Source organism: Pseudomonas paraeruginosa PA7 (assembly GCF_000017205.1).
GTDB lineage: Bacteria > Pseudomonadota > Gammaproteobacteria > Pseudomonadales > Pseudomonadaceae > Pseudomonas > Pseudomonas paraeruginosa.
On sequence record NC_009656.1, the window covers coordinates 3813433 to 3835594 of the forward strand.

A 22162-nucleotide genomic window follows, 5' to 3' on the forward strand; every position below is an offset into this window, starting at 1 on the left:
CAGCCGGGGTTTCGGCCATATCGATCGAAATAATCGAAGTGTGTGGAACTTCACGCCCCGGCCCATGTTCAAAGGGCTACAACGAGGAAAGCCGCACATGGAGGCTAAACGATGAAAAAGACCGTAACTCTTGCCCTGCTGCTCGCCGCCAGCCTTGGCCTGGCCGCCTGCGACAAGAAAGAGGAAGACAAGGCAGCCGCCCCGGCAGCTCCGGCTACCGAGCAGCAGCCCAGCGCTCCGGCTACTCCGCCTGCCGAGCCCAGCACCCCGGCGCCGTCGAGCGACACTCCGGCCACCCCGCAGACTCCGGCCCCGACTCCGGAGCAACCGCAACAGAACCAGCAATGAGTTCTTGTTGACGTACCCTGAAAGAGCCCGCGCAAGCGGGCTTTTTCATGCCCGGGATTCAGCCCCTGGGCACCTCGCCCTCGCCTTCCCGTGGGCTTTCGGAAATGGCGGTCGCGGTGTAGACCATCACTTCCAGCACGTCCGAATGGAATTCTCGGCGATAGAGAACCAGCACCACGCCGGTCGTCACCAGCATGAAGAACCAGGAATTGATGAACCAGGCGAGCATGGCCAGGCCGAAATAATACGAACGCAGGCCGAAGTTGAACTGGTTGGCGGCCAGCGAGATCACCCGTGCCGCGCGCTCGGCGAAGGACTTGCGCTCCAGCTCGCCGACGTTGCGCTCACCGATCATCGGCGCCGAACCGACCAGGATCGCCGCGAAGTTGTACTGGCGCATGCACCAGCTGAAGGTGAAGAAGGCGTAGACGAAGACCACCGCCAGGCACAGCAGCTTCAGCTCGGACAAGCCGCGACTGGCCTCCTCGACGAACGGCAGGTCGGCCAGAACCGAGACCGCGCGGTCGGTGGAACCCAGCAGGGTGAGAATGCCGGCGAGGATGATCAGGGTGCTGGAGGCGAAGAAGGATGCATTGCGCTCCAGGTTGCCAATCACGCTGGCATCGGCGATGCGGTTGTCGCGCAGCAGTAGCCGGCGCATCCAGTCCTCCCGGTAGAGATGCAGGACGCTGGCCAGGCAGGCGGTGTCGCGCCCCTTCCAGGTCGCATAGCGGGTGTAGCCCACCCAGCAGACCAGGAACCAGAGCGCCGCCAGCAGGTGTTGCAGCAAGTGCCCGTTGAAGATGCCGAGTTCGGCAGTCATGAAAACTTCCCCCGTGAGCCGGTCGGGAATCGCCCCGCCGTTGTTTCGCGCCGTTGGGACGTCGCCCGCCCCGGCCAGGACACGACTTTCGTCGGCTCATGAAAAAGGCCGCCCGCAGGCGGCCTTGGCGCGTACGCCTGAGGTCTCAGGCAACCGCTTCGCGTGGCTTGCCCAGCAGTCGATCGCAGATGACCGCCAGGACGAGCGCAATGGATACCGGCAGCAACCACCCCAGGCTCTGGCCGGCCAGCGGGAGCTTGGCGAAGACCTCCGGCACCCATCCGTTCAGCTTGGCCGCCCCCAGCCCGTCGACGATGCCGAAGATCAATGCCACGATCATCACCGGCACGAATACCCGCGGAGCCGATACCCAGAGACGGTCGAACAGGCTCAGGGCGATCAGCACGATGGCGAGCGGATAGAGTCCTACCAGAACCGGTACCGAAAGGCTGATCAACTGGGTCAGCCCCTGGTTGGCGACCAGCAGGCTGAACAGCGAGAACACGATCACCACCACCTTGTAGGAAACCGGCAACAGCTCGCTGAAGAACTCGCCGCAGGCGGTGATCAGCCCCACCGCCGTGGTCAGGCACGCCAGGGTGATGACCACCGCCAGCAGCAGGCTGCCGGAAATGCCGAAGGTCTGGTGTACGTAGGCGGTGAGTATCTGCACGCCGTTCTGCGCATCGCCGGCGATGCCCTGGCTGGTGGCGCCGAGATAGAAGAGCGCAAGGTAGACCAGCGACAGGCCGGTCGCAGCGATCATGCCGGCGATCATCGAATAGCGGGTGACCAGGCGACTGTCGCTGATACCACGGTCACGGATGGCGGTGGCGATGACGATGCCGAAGACCAGCGCGCCCAGCGTATCCATGGTCAGATAGCCTTGCAGGAAGCCCTGCACCAGCGGCGCGCTCCGGTATTCCCCCGAACTGCTGCCGATCTCGCCCGCGGGCGCGAAGATCGCCGCGCCGCCAAGGACCAGCAGGGCCGACAGCAGCACCGGCGTGATGACCTTGCCGACCCGGTCGACGAGGCGGCCCGGGTTCAGCACGAGGAACAGCACCACGGCGAAATAGGCGACGGTGTAGACGAGCAGCGGCGCGCCTCCATCCCCGGTGAAGGGCGCGACGCCCATCTCGAAGGACACCACGGCCGTACGCGGCGTGGCGAACAGCGGACCGATGGCGAGATAGACGGCGATGGCGAACGCCACCCCCGCACGCCGCCCGATCGGCTGGGTCAGCCGGCCGATGCCGCCGCCGACGCGAGCCAGGGCGACCACCGTCAGCAACGGCAGGCCGACACCGGTGAGGAGGAAGCCGAAGGCCGCGCTCCACACATGTTCGCCCGCCGCCATACCGGCGCTCGGAGGAAAGATGATGTTACCCGCGCCAAGAAAAAGCGCGAACGTCATGAAGCCAAGGGCGAGCAGGTCGAACCCTTTCAAATGAGTCATAGGAGGATGTACCACTGGCAGAAGTCTCGGTTGTTCGGGGTTTCCCTTTGGGGGTGTTAGGAAACATCGTCCTTCCGGATGGGGAGGACCGGTCAAGCCGCCCGACCCCTTTTGAGGGCCATGTGGCGTTATCGCTGCAGGTGCGATGACCTGCGAGGCATTGCATGGCGCGTCCGACGGTTTTGTCGGACAAGAACCGCTGGCAATGATAGCGCATCGCGACGACATCCGTTCGACGGACACGATAAAACGACGAAGGCCACCGCTGTGAGGCGGTGGCCTTCGTTCTGGAAGTCGGAAAACCCGGGAAATCAGGCCTTCTTCACTTCCCAACCGGTCAGCTCGGCCAGGGCCTTGCCGATGTCGGCCAGGGAACGCACGGTCTTCACCCCGGCGTCCTGCAGGGCGGCGAACTTCTCGTCCGCGGTGCCCTTGCCACCGGAGATGATGGCGCCGGCGTGGCCCATGCGCTTGCCCGGAGGGGCGGTCACGCCAGCGATGTAGGAGACCACCGGCTTGGTCACGTTGGCCTTGATGAAGGCCGCGGCCTCTTCTTCAGCGGAGCCGCCGATCTCGCCGATCATGACGATGGCTTCGGTCTGCGGGTCTTCCTGGAACAGCTTCAGGATGTCGATGAAGTTGGAGCCCGGGATCGGGTCGCCGCCGATGCCCACGCAGGTGGACTGGCCGAAGCCGGCGTCGGTGGTCTGCTTCACGGCTTCGTAGGTCAGGGTGCCGGAACGCGACACGATGCCGACCTTGCCCGGCAGGTGGATGTGACCCGGCATGATGCCGATCTTGCACTCGCCGGGAGTGATCACGCCCGGGCAGTTCGGGCCGATCAGGCGTACGCCCAGCTCGTCGCACTTGACCTTGGCGTCCAGCATGTCGAGGGTCGGGATGCCTTCGGTGATGCAGACGATCAGCTTGATGCCGCCGAACGCCGCTTCCAGGATCGAGTCCTTGCAGAACGGAGCCGGAACGTAGATGACCGAGGCTTCGGCGCCAGTGGCTTCCACGGCTTCCTTGACGGTGTTGAACACCGGCAGGCCGAGGTGGGTGGTGCCGCCCTTGCCGGGGGTCACGCCGCCGACCATCTTGGTGCCGTAGGCGATGGCCTGCTCGGAGTGGAAGGTGCCCTGGCTACCGGTGAAGCCTTGGCAGATGACTTTGGTGTCTTTGTTGATCAGGACGCTCATTACTTACCCTCCGCGGCCTTGACGACTTGCTGGGCAGCGTCGGTCAGGCTGGTTGCCGCGATGATGTTCAGGCCGCTCTCGGCCAGGACCTTGGCACCCAGTTCAGCGTTGTTGCCTTCCAGGCGGACGACGACCGGAACCTTCACGCCGACTTCTTTGACGGCGCCGATGATGCCTTCGGCGATCATGTCGCAACGCACGATGCCGCCGAAGATGTTCACCAGAACGGCCTTCACGTTGCTGTCGGACAGGATGATCTTGAACGCTTCGGTGACGCGCTCCTTGGTCGCACCGCCGCCAACGTCGAGGAAGTTGGCCGGCTTGCCGCCGTGCAGGTTGACGATGTCCATGGTACCCATGGCCAGGCCGGCGCCGTTGACCATGCAGCCGATGTTGCCTTCCAGCGCGACGTAGTTCAGCTCCCACTTCTGCGCATGGGCTTCACGGGCGTCGTCCTGGGACGGGTCGTGCATGGCGCGCAGCTTCGGCTGGCGGTACAGGGCGTTGCTGTCGATGTTGATCTTGGCGTCCAGGCAGTGCAGGTTGCCGTCCTTCTTGATCACCAGCGGGTTCACTTCCAGCAGGGCCAGGTCGTAGTCCTGGAACAGCTTCGCCAGGCCGACGAAGATATGGGTGAACTGCTTGATCTGGTCGCCCTTCAGGCCCAGTTGGAAGGCCAGCTCGCGGCCCTGGTACGGCTGCGCGCCGACCAGCGGGTCGATGGTGGCCTTGAGGATCTTCTCGGGAGTGTCGTGGGCGACCTTCTCGATGTCCACGCCACCCTCGGTGGAAGCCATGAACACGATGCGGCGGCTGGAACGATCGACGACGGCGCCGAGATACAGCTCCTTGTCGATGTCGGTGCAGGACTCCACCAGGATCTTGCTGACCGGCTGGCCGTTGGCGTCGGTCTGGTAGGTCACCAGGTTCTTGCCCAGCCACTGCTGGGCGAACGCCTTGGCGTCCTCTTTGCTCTTCACCAGCTTCACACCGCCCGCTTTACCGCGGCCACCGGCGTGCACCTGAGCTTTGACGACCCACTCGCCGCCGCCGATCTTGTCGCAGGCTTCTGCGGCCTCTTCGGGGGTGTCTACGGCAAAGCCCTTGGATACAGGCAGGCCGTATTCAGCGAACAGCTGCTTACCCTGATATTCGTGGAGATTCATGCTTGTCTACCGTTATTCGTCTAGGTATTGCGCATTTCGGTGGAGCGCTCGTGGCGCCCCACCACCTGTGACCGTCACTTCGCGAACCGCCCGGCTCGCGAAAAAACAGTCCGGCGGTATGCGCCCGCGGCCACCTCGCAACGGTCGCCGGCGCTCACCCACCGTGGTTCTTCTGAAAGTCTGCCGCTGCGTCATCCCGACGCAGGCGGCAAACCGTGGATTCTACAGAACCCGGACCCGACAAGGCCAGGAACCTGTCCTGGCCTGACGGACGACGCGTCCCGCGTCGTTGTGACGCCCCTGGCGTGAACCGGGGCGTCGGTTCACTCAGCGCTTCTTGCGGTTGGCGATGTGGATGGCGTGGCCATTCACCGCCAGGGCGGCTTCGTGCAGGGCTTCGGACAGGGTCGGGTGGGAGAAGACCATCATGCCCAGGTCCTCGGCGCTGGTGCCGAACTCCATGCCGATCGCGCCCTGCTGCACCAGTTCGGCGGCGCTCGGGCCGATCACGTGGACGCCCAGCACGCGGTCGGTCTTCGCATCGGCGATGACCTTGACCAGGCCGGTGGTGTCGTTGGCAGCCATCGCACGACCGCTGGCGGCGAACGGGAAGGTGCCGACGTTGACTTCGACGCCCTCGGCCTTGAGGGTCTGCTCGGTCTTGCCGACCCAGGCGATTTCCGGGTGGGTGTAGATGACCGACGGAATCAGGTCGTAGTTCATCTGCGCCTTGTGGCCGGCGATGCGCTCGGCGACCATCACGCCCTCTTCCGAGGCCTTGTGCGCGAGCATCGCGCCGCGAACCACGTCACCGATGGCGAAGACGCCCGGAACGCTGGTCTTGCAGTGGTCGTCGACGTAGATGAAGCCACGCTCGTCGAGGGTCACGCCGCTGTCGGCGGCCAGCAGGTCGGTGGTCACCGGGCGACGGCCGACCGCGACGATCAGTTTGTCGAAGGTTTCCTTCTGCTCGCCGTTGGCGTCGGTGAAGGTCACGGTGACCTGCTTCTTCTTCACTTCCGAAGCGGTCACGCGGGCGCCCAGACGGATGTTCAGGCCTTGCTTGGTCAGGACCTTCAGGGCTTCCTTGGCGATCTGCTCGTCGGCGGCCGGGAGGAACTTGTCCAGCGCTTCCAGGACGGTCACCTCGGCACCCAGGCGGGCCCATACCGAACCCAGCTCCAGACCGATGACGCCGGCGCCGATCACGCCCAGCTTCTTCGGCACGGCCTGGAATTCCAGGGCGCCGGTGGAGTCGACGATGATGTCGTCGGTCAGCGGGGCCGGCGGGATCTCCACCGGACGGGAGCCGGAGGCGATGATCACGTTCTCGGCTTCCAGGACCTGGGTCTTGCCGTCCAGGCCGGTCACTTCCACCTGCTTGTTGGCCAGCAGCTTGCCGTGGCCTTCGAAGGAAGTCACGCCGTTGGCCTTGAACAGGGTGGCGATGCCGCCGGTCAGGTTCTTGACGATGTTGGCCTTGCGCGCAACCATCGCCGGAACGTCGATGGTGACGCCCTTGGCTTCGATGCCATGGACTTTGAAGGCCTCTTTGGCCTCGTGGTACTTGTAGGAGCTGTCCAGCAGCGCCTTGGACGGGATGCAGCCAACGTTCAGGCAGGTGCCGCCGAGCGCCACCTTGCCTTCCTTGCCGATGTACTTCTCGATGCAGGCGGTCTTCAGGCCCAACTGGGCAGCGCGGATGGCGGCAACGTAGCCGCCGGGGCCGGCACCAATCACTACCACGTCGAATTTCTGGCTCATATCTCAATCCTTATTCGGGTGAAACCGGACGGCCCCACGAGGGGGCCGCCGTGAAGAGAAACGCTAAATCAGACGTCCAGCAGCAGGCGAGCCGGATCTTCCAGCAGGTCCTTGATGGCCACCAGGAAGCTCACCGCTTCCTTGCCGTCGATCAGACGGTGGTCGTAGGACAGCGCCAGGTACATCATCGGCAGGATCACCACCTGGCCGTTCACGGCCATCGGGCGCTCCTGGATCTTGTGCATGCCGAGGATGGCGGTCTGCGGCGGGTTGACGATCGGGGTCGAGAGCAGGGAACCGAACACGCCACCATTGGAGATGGTGAAGGTACCGCCGGTCATGTCCTCGATGGTCAGCTTGCCTTCCTTCGCCTTCTTGCCGAAGTTGGCGATGCCGCCTTCGATTTCGGCCAGGCTCATGAACTCGGCGTTACGCAGGACCGGGACCACCAGGCCACGATCACTGGAAACGGCAACGCCGATGTCCTGGTAGCCGTGGTAGACGATGTCGTTGCCGTCGATGGAGGCGTTGACCCCCGGGAAGCGCTTCAGCGCCTCGGTGGCGGCCTTGACGAAGAAGGACATGAAGCCCAGGCGAACACCGTTGTGCTTCTTCTCGAAGAGGTCCTTGTACTTCGAACGCAGGTCCATGATCGGCTTCATGTTGACCTCGTTGAAGGTGGTCAGCATGGCCATGGCGGACTGCGCCTCGACCAGGCGCTCGGCGACCTTGGCGCGCAGGCGGGTCATCGGCACGCGCTTCTCGACACGATCGCCAGCGGCGAAGATCGGCGCCTCGGCGGCCGGAGCGGCAGGCTTGGCCGGAGCGGCCGGGGCGTTCTTCTTCGCTTCGACGGCGGCGACCACGTCTTCCTTGGTCACGCGACCGCCCTTGCCGGTGCCGGCGATGCTGTTCGGGTCGATGCCGGCTTCCTCGGCCAGCTTGCGCGCGGCCGGGGACAGGATGGCATCGTCGCCGCCAGCGGCAGCCGGAGCGGCAGCGGCCTGGGCAACCGGAGCGGCGGCGGGCGCAGCGGCAGCCGGAGCGGCCGGAGCGGCGGCACCGCCTTCGTTCAGCTTGCCGAGCAGCTCGTTGCTCAGAACGGTGTCGCCTTCGTTCTTGATGATCTCGGCCAGCACGCCATCAGCCTCGGCGAGAACCTCGATGACGACCTTGTCGGTCTCGATGTCGACGATCAGTTCGTCACGCTTGACCGCTTCGCCCGGCTTCTTGTGCCAGGTGGCGACGGTGCCGTCGGCGACCGATTCCGGGAAGGTTGGGGCTTTGATTTCGATAGCCATTATGTGCGTTTCCTTAAATTCGGTTTCTTCAGCGCGTAGGCGTTAAACAGTAAAGGCGTCTTGCAGCAGTTTTTCCTGCTGCTCGGCGTGCATCGAGGCGTAGCCGCAAGCCGGAGCAGCGGAGCCTTCGCGACCGGCGTACTCGAGGTTGAGACCCTTCTTGTGCGCGGCGATGACACGGCGCATGTGATGCTGGCTGCAGAACCAGGCACCCTGGTTCATCGGCTCTTCCTGGCACCAGACGATGTGCTTGAGGTTCTTGTAGGGAGCCAGAACCTCCGCCAGGTCGTCTTCCGGGAACGGATACAGCTGCTCGATACGGACGATCGCGGTGTCTTCGCGGCCTTCCGCACGGCGCTTCTCCAGCAGGTCGTAGTACACCTTGCCGCTGCACAGCACGACGCGGTCGACCTTCTTCGGATCCAGGCTGTCGATTTCCGGGATCACGGTCTGGAAGGAACCGTTGGCCAGATCTTCCAGGGTCGAGATGGCGAGCTTGTGACGCAGCAGGGACTTCGGCGTCATCACGATCAGCGGCTTGCGCAGCGGGCGGATCACCTGGCGGCGGAGCATGTGGTAGACCTGGGCCGGGGTGGTCGGCACGCAGACCTGGACGTTCTGCTCGGCGCAGAGCTGCAGGTAGCGCTCCAGACGCGCGGAGGAGTGCTCCGGGCCCTGCCCTTCATAGCCGTGCGGCAGCAGCATGGTCAGGCCGCAGAGTCGGCCCCACTTGCTTTCGCCACTGGTGATGAACTGGTCGATGACCACCTGGGCGCCGTTGGCGAAGTCGCCGAACTGGGCTTCCCAGATCACCAGCGAGTTCGGCGTGGTGGTGGCGAAACCGTATTCGAACGCCAGCACGGCCTCTTCCGAAAGGAAGGAATCGTAGATATCCAGGCGCGGCTGGCCGTCGAACAGGTTGGCCAGCGGTACGTAGACCGAGTCGTCCTTCTGGTTGTGCAGCACCGCGTGACGGTGCGAGAAGGTGCCACGGCCGACGTCCTGGCCGGTCATCCGCACCGGATGGCCTTCGAACAGCAGGGTCGCGTAGGCCAGGGTCTCGGCGAAGCCCCAGTTGATCGGCAGGCCACCGGCCGCCATCTTCTGGCGATCCTCGTAGATCTTCGAAACCTGGCGCTGGACGACGAAGCCTTCCGGCACTTCCAGCATCTTGCTGGACAGTTCCTGCAGGGTCTTCAGGTCGAAACGGGTATCGTGACGCGCGGTCCAGGCGTGACCCAGGTACGGACGCCAGTCGACGAACAGTTCCTTGTTGGGCTCCTTGACCAGGCTCTTCACCACGTGCAGGCCGTTGTCCAGGGCGTCGCGGTAGTCGTCGATCTTCGACTGGACCTGCTCGGCGCTGAGCACGCCGGCGTTCACCAGGGTGTCGGCGTACAGCTCGCGGGTGGTGCGCTGCTTGGCGATCTGCTGGTACATCAGCGGCTGGGTACCGCTCGGCTCGTCGGCCTCGTTGTGGCCACGACGACGGTAGCAGACCAGGTCGATGACCACGTCGCGCTTGAACTGCATGCGGTAGTCGACGGCCAGCTGGGTGACGAACAGCACGGCTTCCGGATCGTCGCCGTTGACGTGGAAGATCGGCGCCTGAATCATCTTCGCCACGTCGGTGGCGTACTCGGTGGAGCGCGCATCGTCCTGGCGGCTGGTGGTGAAACCGACCTGGTTGTTGATCACCAGGTGGATGGTGCCACCGGTCTTGTAGGCGCGGGTCTGCGACATCTGGAAGGTTTCCATGACCACGCCCTGCCCCGCGAAGGCGGCATCGCCGTGGATGGAAATCGGCACGACCTTGTCGCCGGAACCGTCCTTGCGGCGATCCTGGCGAGCGCGAACGGAACCCTCGACCACCGGGGAAACGATCTCCAGGTGGGACGGGTTGAACGCCAGCGCCAGGTGGACTTCGCCACCGCTGGTCATCACGTTCGAGGAGAAGCCCTGGTGGTATTTCACGTCACCGGAGCCGAGCTCGACGATCTTCTTGCCTTCGAACTCGTCGAACAGGTCGCGCGGGTTCTTGCCCAGGGTGTTGACCAGGACGTTCAGGCGGCCGCGGTGGGCCATGCCAATGACGATTTCCTTGGCGCCGTAGGAACCGCAGCGCTGGATGATCTCGTCGACCATCGGGATCAGGCTCTCGCCGCCTTCCAGGCCGAAACGCTTGGTGCCCGGGTACTTGGTGCCCAGGTACTTCTCCAGGCCCTCGGCGGCGGTCAGGCGCTCGAGCAGGTGCGCTCGCGCCTCGGCGGAGAAGCCGGGACGGCCGCGCACGCTTTCCAGGCGCTGGAGGAACCACTTGCGCTGCTCGGAATCGACGATGTGCATGAACTCGGCGCCGAAGGTACCGCAGTAGGTGCTCTTCAGGCTGTCGACGATTTCACGCAGGGTCGCTTCTTCCTTGCCGATATAGAGCTCACCGGTGCGGAAAGTCGTATCCAGGTCGGCACCCGTCAGACCATAGTGGTCGATCGACAGGTCGGCAGGCGCGGGACGCTGCCACAGGCCGAGCGGGTCGAGGGTGGAGGCCTGGTGGCCGCGCAGACGGTAAGCGTGAATGAGACGAAGGACTTCGACCTGTTTCTTCTCGTGCTCGCTGCTCACGCTGCCGGCGGAAACCGGCTGGGCACGGCGCTGGTTCTTGGCCAGCAGGACGAAATGGTCGCGCACCGTGGAGTGCGAAACGTCGGGGGCGGGATTGCCATCGGCGGGAAGCTTCTGGAAATACGTGCGCCACTCTTCTGGCACAGCGTTAGGGTCGTGCAGGTAGAGCTCGTAGAGCTCTTCGACGTAGGCAGCGTTACCACCGGATAGATGGGCACTGTTCCACATCCGCTGCATTACGCTTTCGTGCATGCTAGGTCACCCTCGGTAAGGGGACAACCACCTGGCGAAACCTTGAAGGCTCCGAAGTCCTCAGGCAGCGACATCGGTATGGCCACTACAGATCCCGCAGATAGTCCGGGTACCAGCCCGGATGCCCCTGCTGGTCATATTTTTCAAATCTGGGCCATGGCTTTGTGAGCTTGGCCCGCTTAGTTGCTGCGACGCCGGAAGAACTCCGGCGCCACAGGTGTCGCTAGGTACAACTCATATAACAACTGCGAGGGGATCAGGTTCCGCTCTGCAGCAGCATATTACGCACGTGGCCGATCGCCTTGGTCGGGTTCAGACCCTTCGGGCAAACGTTCACGCAGTTCATGATTCCGCGGCAGCGGAACACACTGAACGGGTCGTCCAGCGAAGCCAGACGTTCCTCGGTCTTGGTATCACGGCTGTCGGCCAGGAAACGATAGGCTTGCAGCAGCGCGGCCGGGCCGAGGAACTTGTCGGGGTTCCACCAGAAGGACGGGCAGGAGGTCGAGCAGCAGGCGCACAGGATGCACTCGTACAGACCGTCCAGTTTCTCGCGCTCTTCCGGGGACTGCAGACGCTCGATGGCCGGAGCCGGGGTGTCGTTCTGCAGGAACGGCTTCACCTTCTCGTATTGCTTGTAGAAGATGCTCATGTCCACGACCAGGTCACGGATCACCGGCAGGCCGGGCAGCGGACGGATCACCAGCTTGCCGCCCTTCAGGCCGGCGGCCGACAGCGGGGTGATGCAGGCCAGGCCGTTCTTGCCGTTGATGTTCATGCCATCGGAGCCGCAGACGCCTTCACGGCAGGAGCGACGGTAGGAGAAGCCCTCGTCCTGTTCCTTGATCAGCGCCAGCACGTCGAGGACCATCACGTCCTTGCCGTTGGTGTCGACCTGGAAATCCTGCATGTACGGCGCAGCATCTTTGTCGGGGTTGTAACGGTAAACACTCACTTGCAACATGGCGGGCACCCTTAGTAAGTCCGAACCTTGGGTTCGAATGCCGGAACGGTCTTCGGCGCGAAGTTGACGGAACGCTTGGATACGCGCTTCTCACCCGGGAAGTACAGGGTGTGGCACAGCCAGTTCTCGTCGTCGCGCTCCTCGAAGTCTTCACGGGCGTGGGCGCCACGGGACTCCTTGCGGTGCTCGGCCGCGATCGCGGTGGCCTCGGCCACCTCGAGGAGGTTTTGCAGTTCCAGCGCTTCGATGCGCGCGGTGTTGAATGCCTGGCTCTTGTCGTTGATCTTGACGTTGGCGATACGCTCGCGCAGGTCGGCCAGCTGGGCAATGCCCTTCTGCATGTACTCGCCGGTGCGGAACACACCGAAGTAGTTCTGCATGCAGCTTTGCAGCTCGCGCTTGAGCGGAGCGACTTCTTCGCCGCTGGTGCGCTCGTTCACGCCGTTCAGGCGCTTGAAGGAGGCCTCCAGGTCGCTCTCGGAGGCGCCACGGGCGTCGATGCCCTCTTTCAGCGCTTTCTCCAGGTGCAGACCGGCGGCACGGCCGAACACCACCAGGTCGAGCAGCGAGTTGCCGCCCAGGCGGTTGGCGCCGTGCACCGATACGCAGGCCACTTCGCCCACGGCGAACAGGCCTTCGACGATCTGGTCGTTGCCGTTGGCGTCCTGGGTGATGGCCTGGCCATGGATGTTGGTGGCAACGCCGCCCATCATGTAGTGGCAGGTCGGGATCACCGGGATCGGCGCGACGACCGGGTCGACGTGGGCGAAGGTCTTGGACAGTTCGCAGATGCCGGGCAGGCGGCTGTGCAGGACTTCCTCGCCGAGGTGGTCGAGCTTCAGCAGCACGTGGTCCTTGTTCGGGCCCACGCCGTTGCCGGCCAGGACTTCCTTGACCATGGAGCGGGCGACCACGTCGCGACCGGCCAGGTCCTTCGCGTTCGGCGCGTAGCGCTCCATGAAGCGCTCGCCATGGGCGTTGATCAGGTAGCCACCCTCGCCGCGGCAGCCCTCGGTGACCAGCACACCGGCGCCGGCGATGCCGGTCGGGTGGAACTGCCACATCTCGATGTCCTGCACCGGCACACCGGCGCGCAGGGCCATGCCCACGCCGTCACCGGTGTTGATCAGGGCGTTGGTGGTAGAGGCGTAGATGCGGCCGGCGCCGCCGGTGGCCAGGACCACGGCCTTGGAACGGATGTAGACGGTCTCGCCGGTCTCGATGCAGATGGCGATGATGCCGACCACCGCGCCGTCCTGGTTCTTCACCAGGTCGACCGCGTACCACTCGTTGAGGAACGAGGTGCCGTTCTTCAGGTTGGCCTGGTACAGGGTGTGCAGCAGCGCGTGACCGGTACGGTCGGCGGCGGCGCAGGTACGGGCGGCCTGGCCACCCTTGCCGAAGTCCTTGGATTGGCCGCCGAACGGACGCTGGTAGATGCGGCCGGTTTCGGTACGGGAGAACGGCAGGCCCATGTGCTCGAGTTCGAACACGGCCTCGGGGCCGACGGAGCACATGTATTCGATCGCGTCCTGGTCACCGATGTAGTCGGAGCCCTTGACGGTGTCGTACATGTGCCAGCGCCAATCGTCGTTCGGGTCGGCCGAGGCGATGGCGCAGGTGATGCCGCCCTGTGCGGATACGGTGTGGGAACGGGTCGGGAAGACCTTGGTCACCACGGCGGTCTTGTGGCCACCCTGGGCCAGTTGCAGCGCGGCGCGCATGCCGGCGCCACCGCCACCGACGATGATGGCGTCAAAGGAAAGTGTACGAATGCTAGCCATGGATCACATACCCCAAAGAATCTGCACACCCCAGACGAAGAATGCGAACATCGCCATGCCGCAGACCGCCTGGAAGAGGAAACGCACGACTGTCGCCGCCTTGCCGAGAGCCATCGGAGTCAGGTAGTCGGTGGAGATGGTCCACATACCGACCCACGCATGGACGCTCAGGGCAACCAGGGTCAACAGGCTGAAGATGCGCATCCAGCCCTGCGAGAACAGGCCGTGCCAGTCCGCGTAGGAAATGTTCGGGTGAGCAATGAGGTAGCCCAGCAGGAAAATGACATAAGCCGCGAGAACGACCGCGGAAACGCGCTGTGCCATCCAGTCGTAGAGGCCCGAGCGCGAGAAGTTTGTGACGTTAGTTACCATACCCATACCCCCGCCAGAACGATCAGCACCACCGCGATGGCGATGACGATTTTGGAGCCACGCTTACCGCCTTCCAGCGTCTCACCGACGCCAGCGTCCATGACCAGGTGGCGAATACCGGCCACCAGGTGGTACAGCAGCGCAGACAGCAGGCCCCAGATCACCAGCTTGGCCAGAGGACTGGTCAGGCACGCCTTCACCTGCTCGAAGCCTTCTTCCGACCTCAGCGACTTGTCGAGCGCGAACAGCAGCACGGCAATACCGAGGAACAGGATGACGCCAGAGATACGGTGGAGAATGGACGTGTAAGCGGTGACAGGGAGTTTGATGGTCCTTAGGTCTAGGTTTACAGGTCGTTTGCTATTCACGGCTTTTTTCACACTGAGAGCCCTAACGAACAGGGCTAGTTGTCGGGAAGTGCACTTGTCAGGTACCCATCACCAGGGAGTGGCGACCGTCTATGAAAGCGGGCCAGGAATACCCCTTGCGGTCGGACGCCGAGTATAGACAGTTAGGCTACTAATGACAACGAAAACACCCATCGCCAAATGGTTGATTGCGGGCCTTTTATAAAAGGCGTAAATAGCCCCCTTTTTCTGCGAAAACCCCGCAACGAAAGGCTCTACGGCATGGATTCGCGCAAATTGACTTTCGAATTTATCCCTCTATAGTGGTGCGGGCCCTGCGTGGGGGGTACTGATGATTTCAAGCATAAATAGGAGGCCATCATGGCTGACAAAAAAGCGCAGTTGATCATCGAGGGCTCAGCCCCCGTCGAACTGCCCGTCCTATCCGGTACCATGGGTCCCGATGTAGTGGATGTACGGGGCCTCACCGCCACGGGCCACTTCACCTTCGATCCTGGCTTCATGTCGACCGCCTCCTGCGAGTCGAAGATCACCTATATCGACGGCGACAAAGGCGTCCTCCTCCATCGCGGCTACCCCATCGAGCAACTGGCCGAGAAGTCCGACTACCTGGAAACCTGCTACCTGCTGCTGAACGGCGAACTGCCCACCGCCGCGCAGAAGGAACAGTTCGTCGGCACCATCAAGAACCACACCATGGTTCACGAGCAACTGAAGACCTTCTTCAACGGCTTCCGCCGCGACGCCCACCCGATGGCCGTGATGTGCGGCGTGATCGGCGCCCTCTCCGCCTTCTACCACGACTCCCTGGACATCAATAACCCGAAGCATCGGGAAGTCTCCGCGCATCGCCTGATCGCCAAGATGCCGACCATCGCCGCCATGGTCTACAAGTACTCCAAGGGCGAGCCGATGATGTATCCGCGTAACGACCTGAACTACGCGGAAAACTTCCTCCACATGATGTTCAACACCCCTTGCGAGACCAAGCCGATCAGCCCGGTGCTGGCCAAGGCCATGGACCGCATCTTCATCCTCCATGCCGACCACGAGCAGAACGCCTCCACTTCCACGGTGCGCCTGGCCGGTTCCTCCGGCGCCAACCCGTTCGCCTGCATCGCCTCCGGCATCGCCGCCCTCTGGGGCCCGGCCCACGGTGGGGCGAACGAAGCGGTACTGCGCATGCTCGACGAGATCGGCGATGTCTCCAACATCGAGAAATTCGTCGACAAGGCCAAGGACAAGAACGATCCGTTCAAGCTCATGGGCTTCGGCCACCGCGTCTACAAGAACTTCGACCCGCGCGCCAAGGTCATGAAGCAGACCTGCGACGAAGTCCTCCAGGAGCTGGGCATCAACGACCCGCAGCTGGAACTGGCGATGAAGCTGGAAGAAATCGCCCGCCACGACCCCTACTTCGTGGAACGCAACCTGTACCCGAACGTCGACTTCTATTCGGGAATCATCCTCAAGGCAATCGGCATCCCGACCAGCATGTTCACCGTGATCTTCGCCCTGGCGCGCACCGTCGGCTGGATCTCGCACTGGCAGGAAATGCTCTCCGGCCCCTACAAGATCGGCCGTCCGCGCCAGCTCTACACTGGCCAGACCCAGCGCGACTTCACCGCCCTCAAGGATCGTGGCTGAACCCGGCCCCCGACGAAAAAGGCTGCTTCGGCAGCCTTTTCATTGCCCCGGAGAAAGCCTCCGACGGGCACAAAAAAGGGCCTGTGTCAAGCTCTTGGCGAAAATCGCCAAGAGGCCGAAAGCCTAAACGAGACAGGGAGTTAGCTCTACTTCGTGTCGCTTTTTGAGGCTGCGGCTGTGTGGACTAGGAGCCACATGGGAGCGTCACGGTAGAGGGCCAAGTCGTGCTGCATCGGGGACGATCGCCAGCAGACGGCAGGTATGCAGCACGATCATAGCCCACTCTGTCGCCATCCTCCAGAACGACGAACGCCCAGCGTCGGGCTGCGCGTTTGAGGGGATGACCGCCGGCTGGATTGAGCATCGTCAGCCGGCTTCGATGCCACGGCCTTGCTCACCACCCCGTCTACTGCCTCTTTCTACTGCCTCCTGCAATGAAGGCTTCGAGCATGTACGGGATCAGCGTCCCAGTACCGAACCTCTGAGTACGTGGGCCACTCCTGGCGAAGGCTTGGCGGGTCGGTTGGCAGCAACATTGACACTCTATCTGTCGTTTGGTATCGTTTGGCATCAAATGGTGAATAACATGACAGAATCTGATGGCTGGCTCTCCCTTGAGGAGACCGCGACCTACCTGGGAATGGGCAAAACGGCGCTGTATGCGATGGCGCGCGAGGGCCGGATTCCGGCGCGGAAGATCGGCAAAAAATGGATCTTCGAGAAGAGCGGGCTCGACCAATGGGTGCGCACCGCTCGCCCTCTTCAGTCGTTTTTTCTCGACGCTGATTTCAAGATCGACGGGAACGACCATCTTCGCGACCCGCAACGCGAGGGTTACTTGCGCACCTACGAGTTCTTCCGCGCAGGAAAGAACAAGGCAATCCTCCAGATTCCCGTCGGGTGCGGTAAGACCGGCTTGGCATCCTTGCTTCCGTTCGGAATTTCGGAAGGCAGGGTCATCGTCATCGCGCCAAACCTAACCATCAAGGATGGTCTCTACGAGGCGATGGACATCACCAACCGTCAGAAATGCTTCTGGCGGAAATCCGGCGTACTAAGCACTGACCAGATGCTGTCTGGACCACTCGCCTGTACGCTTGACAGCGGCAACCTCTCGATCGCGGCGAAGTCCCATATCGTTATTACGAACGTCCACCAACTTGCGACCAACGTGGACAAATGGCTGACCCAGTTCCCTGATGACTTTTTCGACATGATCATCGTCGATGAAGCTCACCACAGTGCTGCTGCCAGTTGGCAGAAAGTCATCGAGCGTTTCCCGAAGGCCAAGGTCGTGCTTCTGACGGCAACTCCATTCCGAAGCGATCGCCAGGAACTCGATGGCGAACTGGTGTTCCGGTACCCATTCAGGAACGCCACTCTGAAAGGTTATATCAAGCGCCTTAAGGCGAGCTACGTCGCCCCCTCGACCATTGAACTCGGCTTCTCCGATGCTGGCGGAAAGACGTACACATTGGAAGAAGTTCTGAAGCTGAAGGAGGAGGAATGGTTCAGCCGCGGTGTTGCGCTTGCCAGGCTGTGCAACAAGCACATCGTCGACAGCAGCTTGCAGAAGCTTGAGGAACTCCGTCAAAGCGGAACGCAGCACCAGTTGATCGCAGTCGCATGCTCCATCAACCACGCGCGGGAGATTCGTTCGCTGTACCAAGAACGCGGCTTCAATGCCGATGTTATCCATAGCAAACAGACGGAGGATGAGCAGGCGGCCATTCTTGCCGCGCTGCGCAACGGCTCGCTCGACTGCATCATCCAGGTGCAGATGCTGGGCGAGGGGTTCGACCATCCGAAATTGAGCGTAGCGGCGATTTTCCGCCCGTTTCGATCGCTAGCCCCCTACATCCAATTTGTCGGGCGCATCATGCGAGTCGTGGTCCAGAACGATCCGGGGCACCCTGACAACATCGGCCATATAGTCACTCACTTGGGCATGAACCTTGATGCGCGCTTGAAGGAATTCAAGCAATTCGAGAACGATGACCAGGCATTCTGGGACAAGGTTATTGGTGGCGATGAACCTGAGGTGCCGCAGGCGGTGCTCGACGGTACCACGCGGCTCCGCGCGGGTGATCAGGTTGTCGTTCATGGTGAGGTCGTCGATTCTTTGTGGGAAGAGGACTTCACGTCGGTTGAGGACACGCAGATCGTTGCAGATCTCCGCGAGCGTCTAAAGCTCCTCGGCCTCGACGACAGCAAGGCTGAGGAGATGGTTCGACTCGCACAGCAATCTCCCGTGCGCAAGAACTCGCCCACTGCACCTTTCATGGTTCAGCCCCAGCGGGAGTGGGAAGAAGCCAGGAAACGGATGCAGGAGCAGGCCAAGCGCTTGGCAAACGTGCTGCTAAACCATGTTGAACTCAAGCAGACCGGCAACGAAATGGTCTACAAATACAAGACCTTGAAGCTCACCGGAAGAAATAACTACATCTGCGCGCTGATGATGGTGAACAAAGAGATGGAAAAGCGCCTGGGAAAAGAAAGGCAGCAGGCGACAACTGAAGAATTCCGCTCCGTTCTCGATAATCTGGATGACCTGTTGCAGGTGCTCGTGCGGCGCGTGCACAAGGCGAAGGCTGTGTATGAAAAAATCGAGTCCTAGAGGGCCGACGCCTTCTCTGATTGGAGGAACCAACGGCCGCCCCAAGCGGGCGACCGTTAAACGGCTTAGCCAATGCTACCGCTGTCACGGCGATCTGGTTATGGGATCGAACTGCATTGAAATCCCAAAACTTGGGCAGGCGTATTCAACCGACCGACGTGTATGCGACGAATGCTTCCAGCTCATTCTGCGCAAAACAGAGGAGGACTTGGCTGAGATCAGGAAGCTTTAAGCGGGACATTTATCTGCTGCTCCCGCATTGAATGTCGTATTTTCAGGGGTCAAATCGACCTTCCCACCCGCCTGAACCCTCGGTCCCCTGCCATGAAGGCTTCCAGCATGTGCGGGATCAGCGTCGCTGCATCGACCGCTTCGCCATAGGTTTGCGCATGGAGCTGTGCATAGCGGTCGAGGTCGGCTTTCAGGCTGGCCGGGCAGGCAAAGGTCAGCTTGATGCTTTCGGTCTTGGGCAGCGGCCCCAACCGCAACTTCTTGGTCGTGCTCATCGTGAAGTCCCTCGGTTGAAGAACAGCGGCTGGTAGGGCCGCAGCACAAGATCCCGATTGACGATGATGCGAACCGGCAGGCCCGGCCGCTCGGTCAAGGTGGGCTGGATGTTGAGATTGCGCCGGGTCATCTCCTGGCCGACTTGGTTCACGCTGTCCTGCAAGCTGTCGCGGCCGGCGATGATGACGTGATCGCCGTCCTGCCGGTTCTCCGGCGCGGCCAGCTCGGCACCGATGCCCAGCAGCGTGGTCAGCGCCGCGCCGGCAAAGATGCGATCCCAATGCCAATCGACGCCATCCTCCAGGCCGGCGTAGCCGGCCGGGTCGGTGCCGGCCAAGTTATCGAGCGTCAGCGAGGATGTGTCGGGCAGGATGATGCGGTTCCAGACGACTTGAACGCGGCTCTGCCCGTAGCTGACCTGACTGTTGTAGCGCCCGAGGATGCGCGACCCCTGCGGGATCAGCAGGAACTTGCCCGTGGCCGTGTCATAGACCGGCTCCGTCACCGTGGCGATCACGTCGCCCGGCAGGTCCGACTTGATGCCCGTCACCAGCGCGCCGGCGACCACCGTTCCGGCCATGACTTGGTACGGCGACGCCGGCAGCGCCAGGTTGCCGGAATTGCGGGTTTCCGTAGAACCGGCTTTCAGGAATGCCTCTTTCTGGTCTTGTCGGTTCTGCACGGCGGTTGGGTCGGCAGGCTGGGCCGCAGTCGAGGCGGGTCCGGCGGCGAGCGCGTCAAAGGCTGCGAGCGCATTTGCACCACCCGGCGCTGCCTGCGCTACCGTGGCAGCAGCCTGGCCCTGGCCGCCCGAGCGGAAGAACACCGACGAGGCCGCAGCGGCTTCTGCCTCTTTGCGCAAGGCGTCGTTGGGGTCGTGGTCAGGGGCCGCGTAGGCGGCGACGGCCGGCTGCTGCGAGTTCACGATGGCCGGGCCGAGATCACCCGGCAGCGGCGGCCCCAGCTCGGGCACGGATGTCGGCAAAGGGGGTGGCAGCTTCGAGTAGTCGGCCGGCAGGCCATCCAGCCCTTCGGACTTTGAGACGCGATCGACGTTGTAAAGCTCGGTCTGCTCGTTGGCGCCGCGCCGCTGCGGTTGCAGCGACCAGATCGTGGCCCCAAGCACGGCGACCGACAGGCCGCCGACGAGGATGGCCAGCGTGCGCCGGTTCAGGCGCGTGACCGGACGCGGCTGGGCGCGCAGCACCACCGCCTCGGGCGCGACCTTGCCCGCCGAAGGCGCGGCAAGGTCGGGAGTGTCGTCCTGGCTCATGGTCAGTTCCTCCGCGCAACGCCGTCCGTGCGCTCGATCCGCACCACGTCGCCCTTGTCGCCACCCAGCCGCAGCTCGGCGGCGCCGAACAGCCGATCGACGATGAAATACGGCGAGCGGAAACGGTAGTTCACCAGTTGCCCATCACCCTGCGCGCCGATGACGAACAGCGGCGGCAGCTCGCCTTGGGCGATGCCCGGCGGGAACTGGATATAGACCTTCTCGCCGTCGTCGAACGCGCGCAGCGGCTTCCACGGCGGACTGCTGCCGCTGATCGCGTAGCGGAAGCGCAGGTTCTCCAGCGACAGCCCGGTATCGACCGGCGCGGCGGCGCTGGCCGCCTGCGCCTGGCGCTGCAAGGCCAGCATCCGGTCGCGCGGGTACTCCCAGGACACCGACGCCATCCACGTCTTTTCCGTCGAAGCCAACTCCAGCAGGTACGTCCTGCGGTTGGTGGTGATGACGAGATTGGTCTTGAGGCCCGATCGGATCGGCTTGACCAGCACATTGACGCGCAGGTCGGCGCCGCTGCCGCTCGACGTATCGCCCACGATCCAGCGCACGGTATCACCAGCGGCCACCGTCACCAGCTCCTCGCCCGGCTGGAGCGAAATCACGGTCACGCGGCCCACGGCTGCATAGACTTGGTAGAGCGCGCCATCGGTGAACGGCCACACCTGAATCGCGTTGACGTATCCCTCGCGCGTGGGTGCGACGCGCGCCTCGGCATTGGCCCGTGAGATGCGCACCTTCTCGTCGGCTGGCTCCGGCGTGGGCTTGGCGTCCTCGGCTTCGGGCAATGGCTTCAACTGCGCCGGCATCGGCAGCACCTCGGGCACCGCCACCACCTCCACCGGCGCGGGTGGCTCGGGTAGCGGCTGGGCCTGCACCGGCTCATCGAGCGAGATGGTCGGCGGTGGCTTGCCCTGCGTGGCGCAGCCCGCCAGGGCAAGCAAGATCACCGGCAAGGCGGATTTACGGAAAAGATCATTCATGGCTTGGCTCCTTCGGAAGAATCCAGTTCGCGGCTCCATGACAGGCCGTTGACGTAGATGCCCAGGGGGTTCTGGCGCAGGCGTTCTTCGGTGCGCGGCGGCTGGAGCACGATGGACACCACGGCCGTCCACCGCTCCAAGCCCGCCGCGGCGCCGTTGACGTAGCGGCGTTCCGTCCAGCGCACGTTGAAAGACGTGTCGCTGGCGCGCACGACGCTGGTGATCTGCACCGTCACCGACTCCTTGCCGATGCGCGCGAACGGGTCGTTGACCCGTGCGTAGTCGTTGAGCACGGCCGCGCCCTTGTCGGTCGTGTAGTCGTAGGCGTCCAGCCAGTTCTGGCGGACGACGATGGGGTCGATGGACAGCGAGCGCACCAGCGTCACGAAGCGCGCGATGTGGTGCGCGGTCTGCGCATCGTTGGGCCGGTATGGCGTGGCGGCTTCGCCCACGGCGCGTACCTGGCCCGCGTTGTCCACCTCCACGACGTAGGGCGTCACGATGGATTGCGCCGAGCGCCACACCAGGCCACCGGCCATCAGCAGCGCGAGCGTCAGGCAGCCGAAGGCCATCAGGCGCCAGTTCTTCGCCTGGACGCGCGGCGAGCCGATGCGCTCGTCCCACACCTGGCCGGCAGCTTGGTACGGCGTGGCAGGCTGCGGCGTGTCGGCGTAGCGCACCTGCGGTTTCTTGAATCGCAT

General features: G+C 63.2%; 18 protein-coding genes. 3 read left to right on the forward strand and 15 right to left on the reverse strand.

All coding sequences use genetic code 11. The annotated features are described in order from the left end of the window. Nucleotides 1–111 precede the first annotated feature (111 nt). Nucleotides 112–348, forward strand: coding sequence for a hypothetical protein (locus tag PSPA7_RS17490; RefSeq protein ID WP_003149385.1), 237 nt, complete (start codon nt 112–114; stop codon nt 346–348). Nucleotides 349–406: 58 nt separating this feature from the next. Here the strand turns inward: PSPA7_RS17490 and PSPA7_RS17495 are convergent, their stop codons facing one another. From PSPA7_RS17495 to sdhC, 11 genes are all read right to left on the reverse strand, one after another. After that, a complete protein-coding gene (locus tag PSPA7_RS17495) occupies nt 407–1171 on the reverse strand; it encodes a DUF599 domain-containing protein (RefSeq protein WP_003149383.1) in 765 nt (254 codons plus the stop codon). A gap of 145 nt (nt 1172–1316) precedes the next feature. Continuing rightward, a complete protein-coding gene (brnQ, locus tag PSPA7_RS17500; RefSeq protein ID WP_033998640.1) occupies nt 1317–2630 on the reverse strand; it encodes a branched-chain amino acid transport system II carrier protein in 1314 nt (437 codons plus the stop codon). Nucleotides 2631–2941: 311 nt separating this feature from the next. Then, a complete protein-coding gene (gene sucD / locus PSPA7_RS17505; protein ID WP_003087428.1) occupies nt 2942–3829 on the reverse strand; it encodes a succinate--CoA ligase subunit alpha in 888 nt (295 codons plus the stop codon). After that, nucleotides 3829–4995 (reverse strand): ADP-forming succinate--CoA ligase subunit beta, encoded by a 1167-nt coding sequence (gene sucC, locus PSPA7_RS17510; protein WP_003149379.1) that lies wholly within the window; start codon nt 4993–4995, stop codon nt 3829–3831. Before sucC ends, sucD begins: the two co-directional genes overlap by 1 nt. Nucleotides 4996–5322: 327 nt before the next feature. Next, nucleotides 5323–6759: a dihydrolipoyl dehydrogenase gene (lpdA, locus tag PSPA7_RS17515; protein ID WP_003087422.1), complete on the reverse strand. Its 1437-nt coding sequence runs from the start codon at nt 6757–6759 to the stop codon at nt 5323–5325. A 68-nt stretch (nt 6760–6827) separates the two neighbouring features. After that, entirely contained in the window at nt 6828–8060 is a 1233-nt protein-coding gene (gene odhB / locus PSPA7_RS17520; protein ID WP_012076293.1) for a 2-oxoglutarate dehydrogenase complex dihydrolipoyllysine-residue succinyltransferase, read from the reverse strand. Between the two features lie 42 nt (nt 8061–8102). Further along, entirely contained in the window at nt 8103–10934 is a 2832-nt protein-coding gene (locus PSPA7_RS17525; protein ID WP_033998642.1) for a 2-oxoglutarate dehydrogenase E1 component, read from the reverse strand. Between the two features lie 256 nt (nt 10935–11190). Next, nucleotides 11191–11898: a succinate dehydrogenase iron-sulfur subunit gene (locus PSPA7_RS17530; RefSeq protein ID WP_003154624.1), complete on the reverse strand. Its 708-nt coding sequence runs from the start codon at nt 11896–11898 to the stop codon at nt 11191–11193. 11 nt (nt 11899–11909) lie between these two features. Beyond that, nucleotides 11910–13682 (reverse strand): succinate dehydrogenase flavoprotein subunit, encoded by a 1773-nt coding sequence (sdhA, locus tag PSPA7_RS17535; RefSeq protein ID WP_003087407.1) that lies wholly within the window; start codon nt 13680–13682, stop codon nt 11910–11912. A 3-nt stretch (nt 13683–13685) separates the two neighbouring features. After that, complete coding sequence (sdhD, locus tag PSPA7_RS17540; RefSeq protein ID WP_024915987.1) at nt 13686–14054, reverse strand: succinate dehydrogenase, hydrophobic membrane anchor protein; 369 nt, start codon at nt 14052–14054, stop codon at nt 13686–13688. Then, on the reverse strand, nt 14048–14434 hold the full coding sequence (sdhC, locus tag PSPA7_RS17545) for a succinate dehydrogenase, cytochrome b556 subunit (protein WP_003154629.1): 387 nt from the start codon (nt 14432–14434) through the stop codon (nt 14048–14050). The genes sdhD and sdhC overlap by 7 nt, the downstream gene beginning before the upstream one ends. A gap of 348 nt (nt 14435–14782) precedes the next feature. On the opposite strand from sdhC, the gene gltA reads away from it, so the two are divergent. After that, nucleotides 14783–16069, forward strand: a complete 1287-nt coding sequence (gltA, locus tag PSPA7_RS17550) for a citrate synthase (protein WP_012076296.1) — start codon at nt 14783–14785, stop codon at nt 16067–16069. Between the two features lie 586 nt (nt 16070–16655). Then, entirely contained in the window at nt 16656–18686 is a 2031-nt protein-coding gene (locus PSPA7_RS17555) for a DEAD/DEAH box helicase (RefSeq protein ID WP_012076297.1), read from the forward strand. Between the two features lie 281 nt (nt 18687–18967). Here PSPA7_RS17555 and PSPA7_RS17560 read toward each other — a convergent pair whose 3' ends face one another. Genes PSPA7_RS17560 through trbF form a run of 4 tightly spaced genes read right to left on the reverse strand, consistent with a single transcriptional unit; the run spans nt 18968 to nt 22162 of the window. Then, nucleotides 18968–19192, reverse strand: coding sequence for a DUF2274 domain-containing protein (locus PSPA7_RS17560; RefSeq protein WP_012076298.1), 225 nt, complete (start codon nt 19190–19192; stop codon nt 18968–18970). After that, nucleotides 19189–20466, reverse strand: a complete 1278-nt coding sequence (locus tag PSPA7_RS17565) for a TraB/TrbI/VirB10 family type IV secretion system protein (protein WP_012076299.1) — start codon at nt 20464–20466, stop codon at nt 19189–19191. Before PSPA7_RS17565 ends, PSPA7_RS17560 begins: the two co-directional genes overlap by 4 nt. A gap of 2 nt (nt 20467–20468) precedes the next feature. Beyond that, complete coding sequence (gene trbG, locus PSPA7_RS17570) at nt 20469–21461, reverse strand: P-type conjugative transfer protein TrbG (RefSeq protein WP_012076300.1); 993 nt, start codon at nt 21459–21461, stop codon at nt 20469–20471. Further along, nucleotides 21458–22162: a conjugal transfer protein TrbF gene (gene trbF / locus PSPA7_RS17575; protein WP_012076301.1), complete on the reverse strand. Its 705-nt coding sequence runs from the start codon at nt 22160–22162 to the stop codon at nt 21458–21460. Before trbF ends, trbG begins: the two co-directional genes overlap by 4 nt.

Coding starts and splice junctions, on each gene's coding strand:
- sdhA (WP_003087407.1), bottom strand. CDS start 13,682: ATGGCTAGCATTCGTACACTTTCCTTTGACGCCATCATCGTCGGTGGC.
- sucD (WP_003087428.1), bottom strand. CDS start 3,829: ATGAGCGTCCTGATCAACAAAGACACCAAAGTCATCTGCCAAGGCTTC.
- odhB (WP_012076293.1), bottom strand. CDS start 8,060: ATGGCTATCGAAATCAAAGCCCCAACCTTCCCGGAATCGGTCGCCGAC.
- PSPA7_RS17555 (WP_012076297.1), top strand. CDS start 16,656: ATGACAGAATCTGATGGCTGGCTCTCCCTTGAGGAGACCGCGACCTAC.
- sdhD (WP_024915987.1), bottom strand. CDS start 14,054: ATGGTAACTAACGTCACAAACTTCTCGCGCTCGGGCCTCTACGACTGG.
- brnQ (WP_033998640.1), bottom strand. CDS start 2,630: ATGACTCATTTGAAAGGGTTCGACCTGCTCGCCCTTGGCTTCATGACG.
- PSPA7_RS17495 (WP_003149383.1), bottom strand. CDS start 1,171: ATGACTGCCGAACTCGGCATCTTCAACGGGCACTTGCTGCAACACCTG.
- trbF (WP_012076301.1), bottom strand. CDS start 22,162: ATGCGATTCAAGAAACCGCAGGTGCGCTACGCCGACACGCCGCAGCCT.
- sucC (WP_003149379.1), bottom strand. CDS start 4,995: ATGAATCTCCACGAATATCAGGGTAAGCAGCTGTTCGCTGAATACGGC.
- PSPA7_RS17565 (WP_012076299.1), bottom strand. CDS start 20,466: ATGAGCCAGGACGACACTCCCGACCTTGCCGCGCCTTCGGCGGGCAAG.
- PSPA7_RS17490 (WP_003149385.1), top strand. CDS start 112: ATGAAAAAGACCGTAACTCTTGCCCTGCTGCTCGCCGCCAGCCTTGGC.
- PSPA7_RS17560 (WP_012076298.1), bottom strand. CDS start 19,192: ATGAGCACGACCAAGAAGTTGCGGTTGGGGCCGCTGCCCAAGACCGAA.
- PSPA7_RS17525 (WP_033998642.1), bottom strand. CDS start 10,934: ATGCACGAAAGCGTAATGCAGCGGATGTGGAACAGTGCCCATCTATCC.
- PSPA7_RS17530 (WP_003154624.1), bottom strand. CDS start 11,898: ATGTTGCAAGTGAGTGTTTACCGTTACAACCCCGACAAAGATGCTGCG.
- trbG (WP_012076300.1), bottom strand. CDS start 21,461: ATGAATGATCTTTTCCGTAAATCCGCCTTGCCGGTGATCTTGCTTGCC.
- lpdA (WP_003087422.1), bottom strand. CDS start 6,759: ATGAGCCAGAAATTCGACGTGGTAGTGATTGGTGCCGGCCCCGGCGGC.
- gltA (WP_012076296.1), top strand. CDS start 14,783: ATGGCTGACAAAAAAGCGCAGTTGATCATCGAGGGCTCAGCCCCCGTC.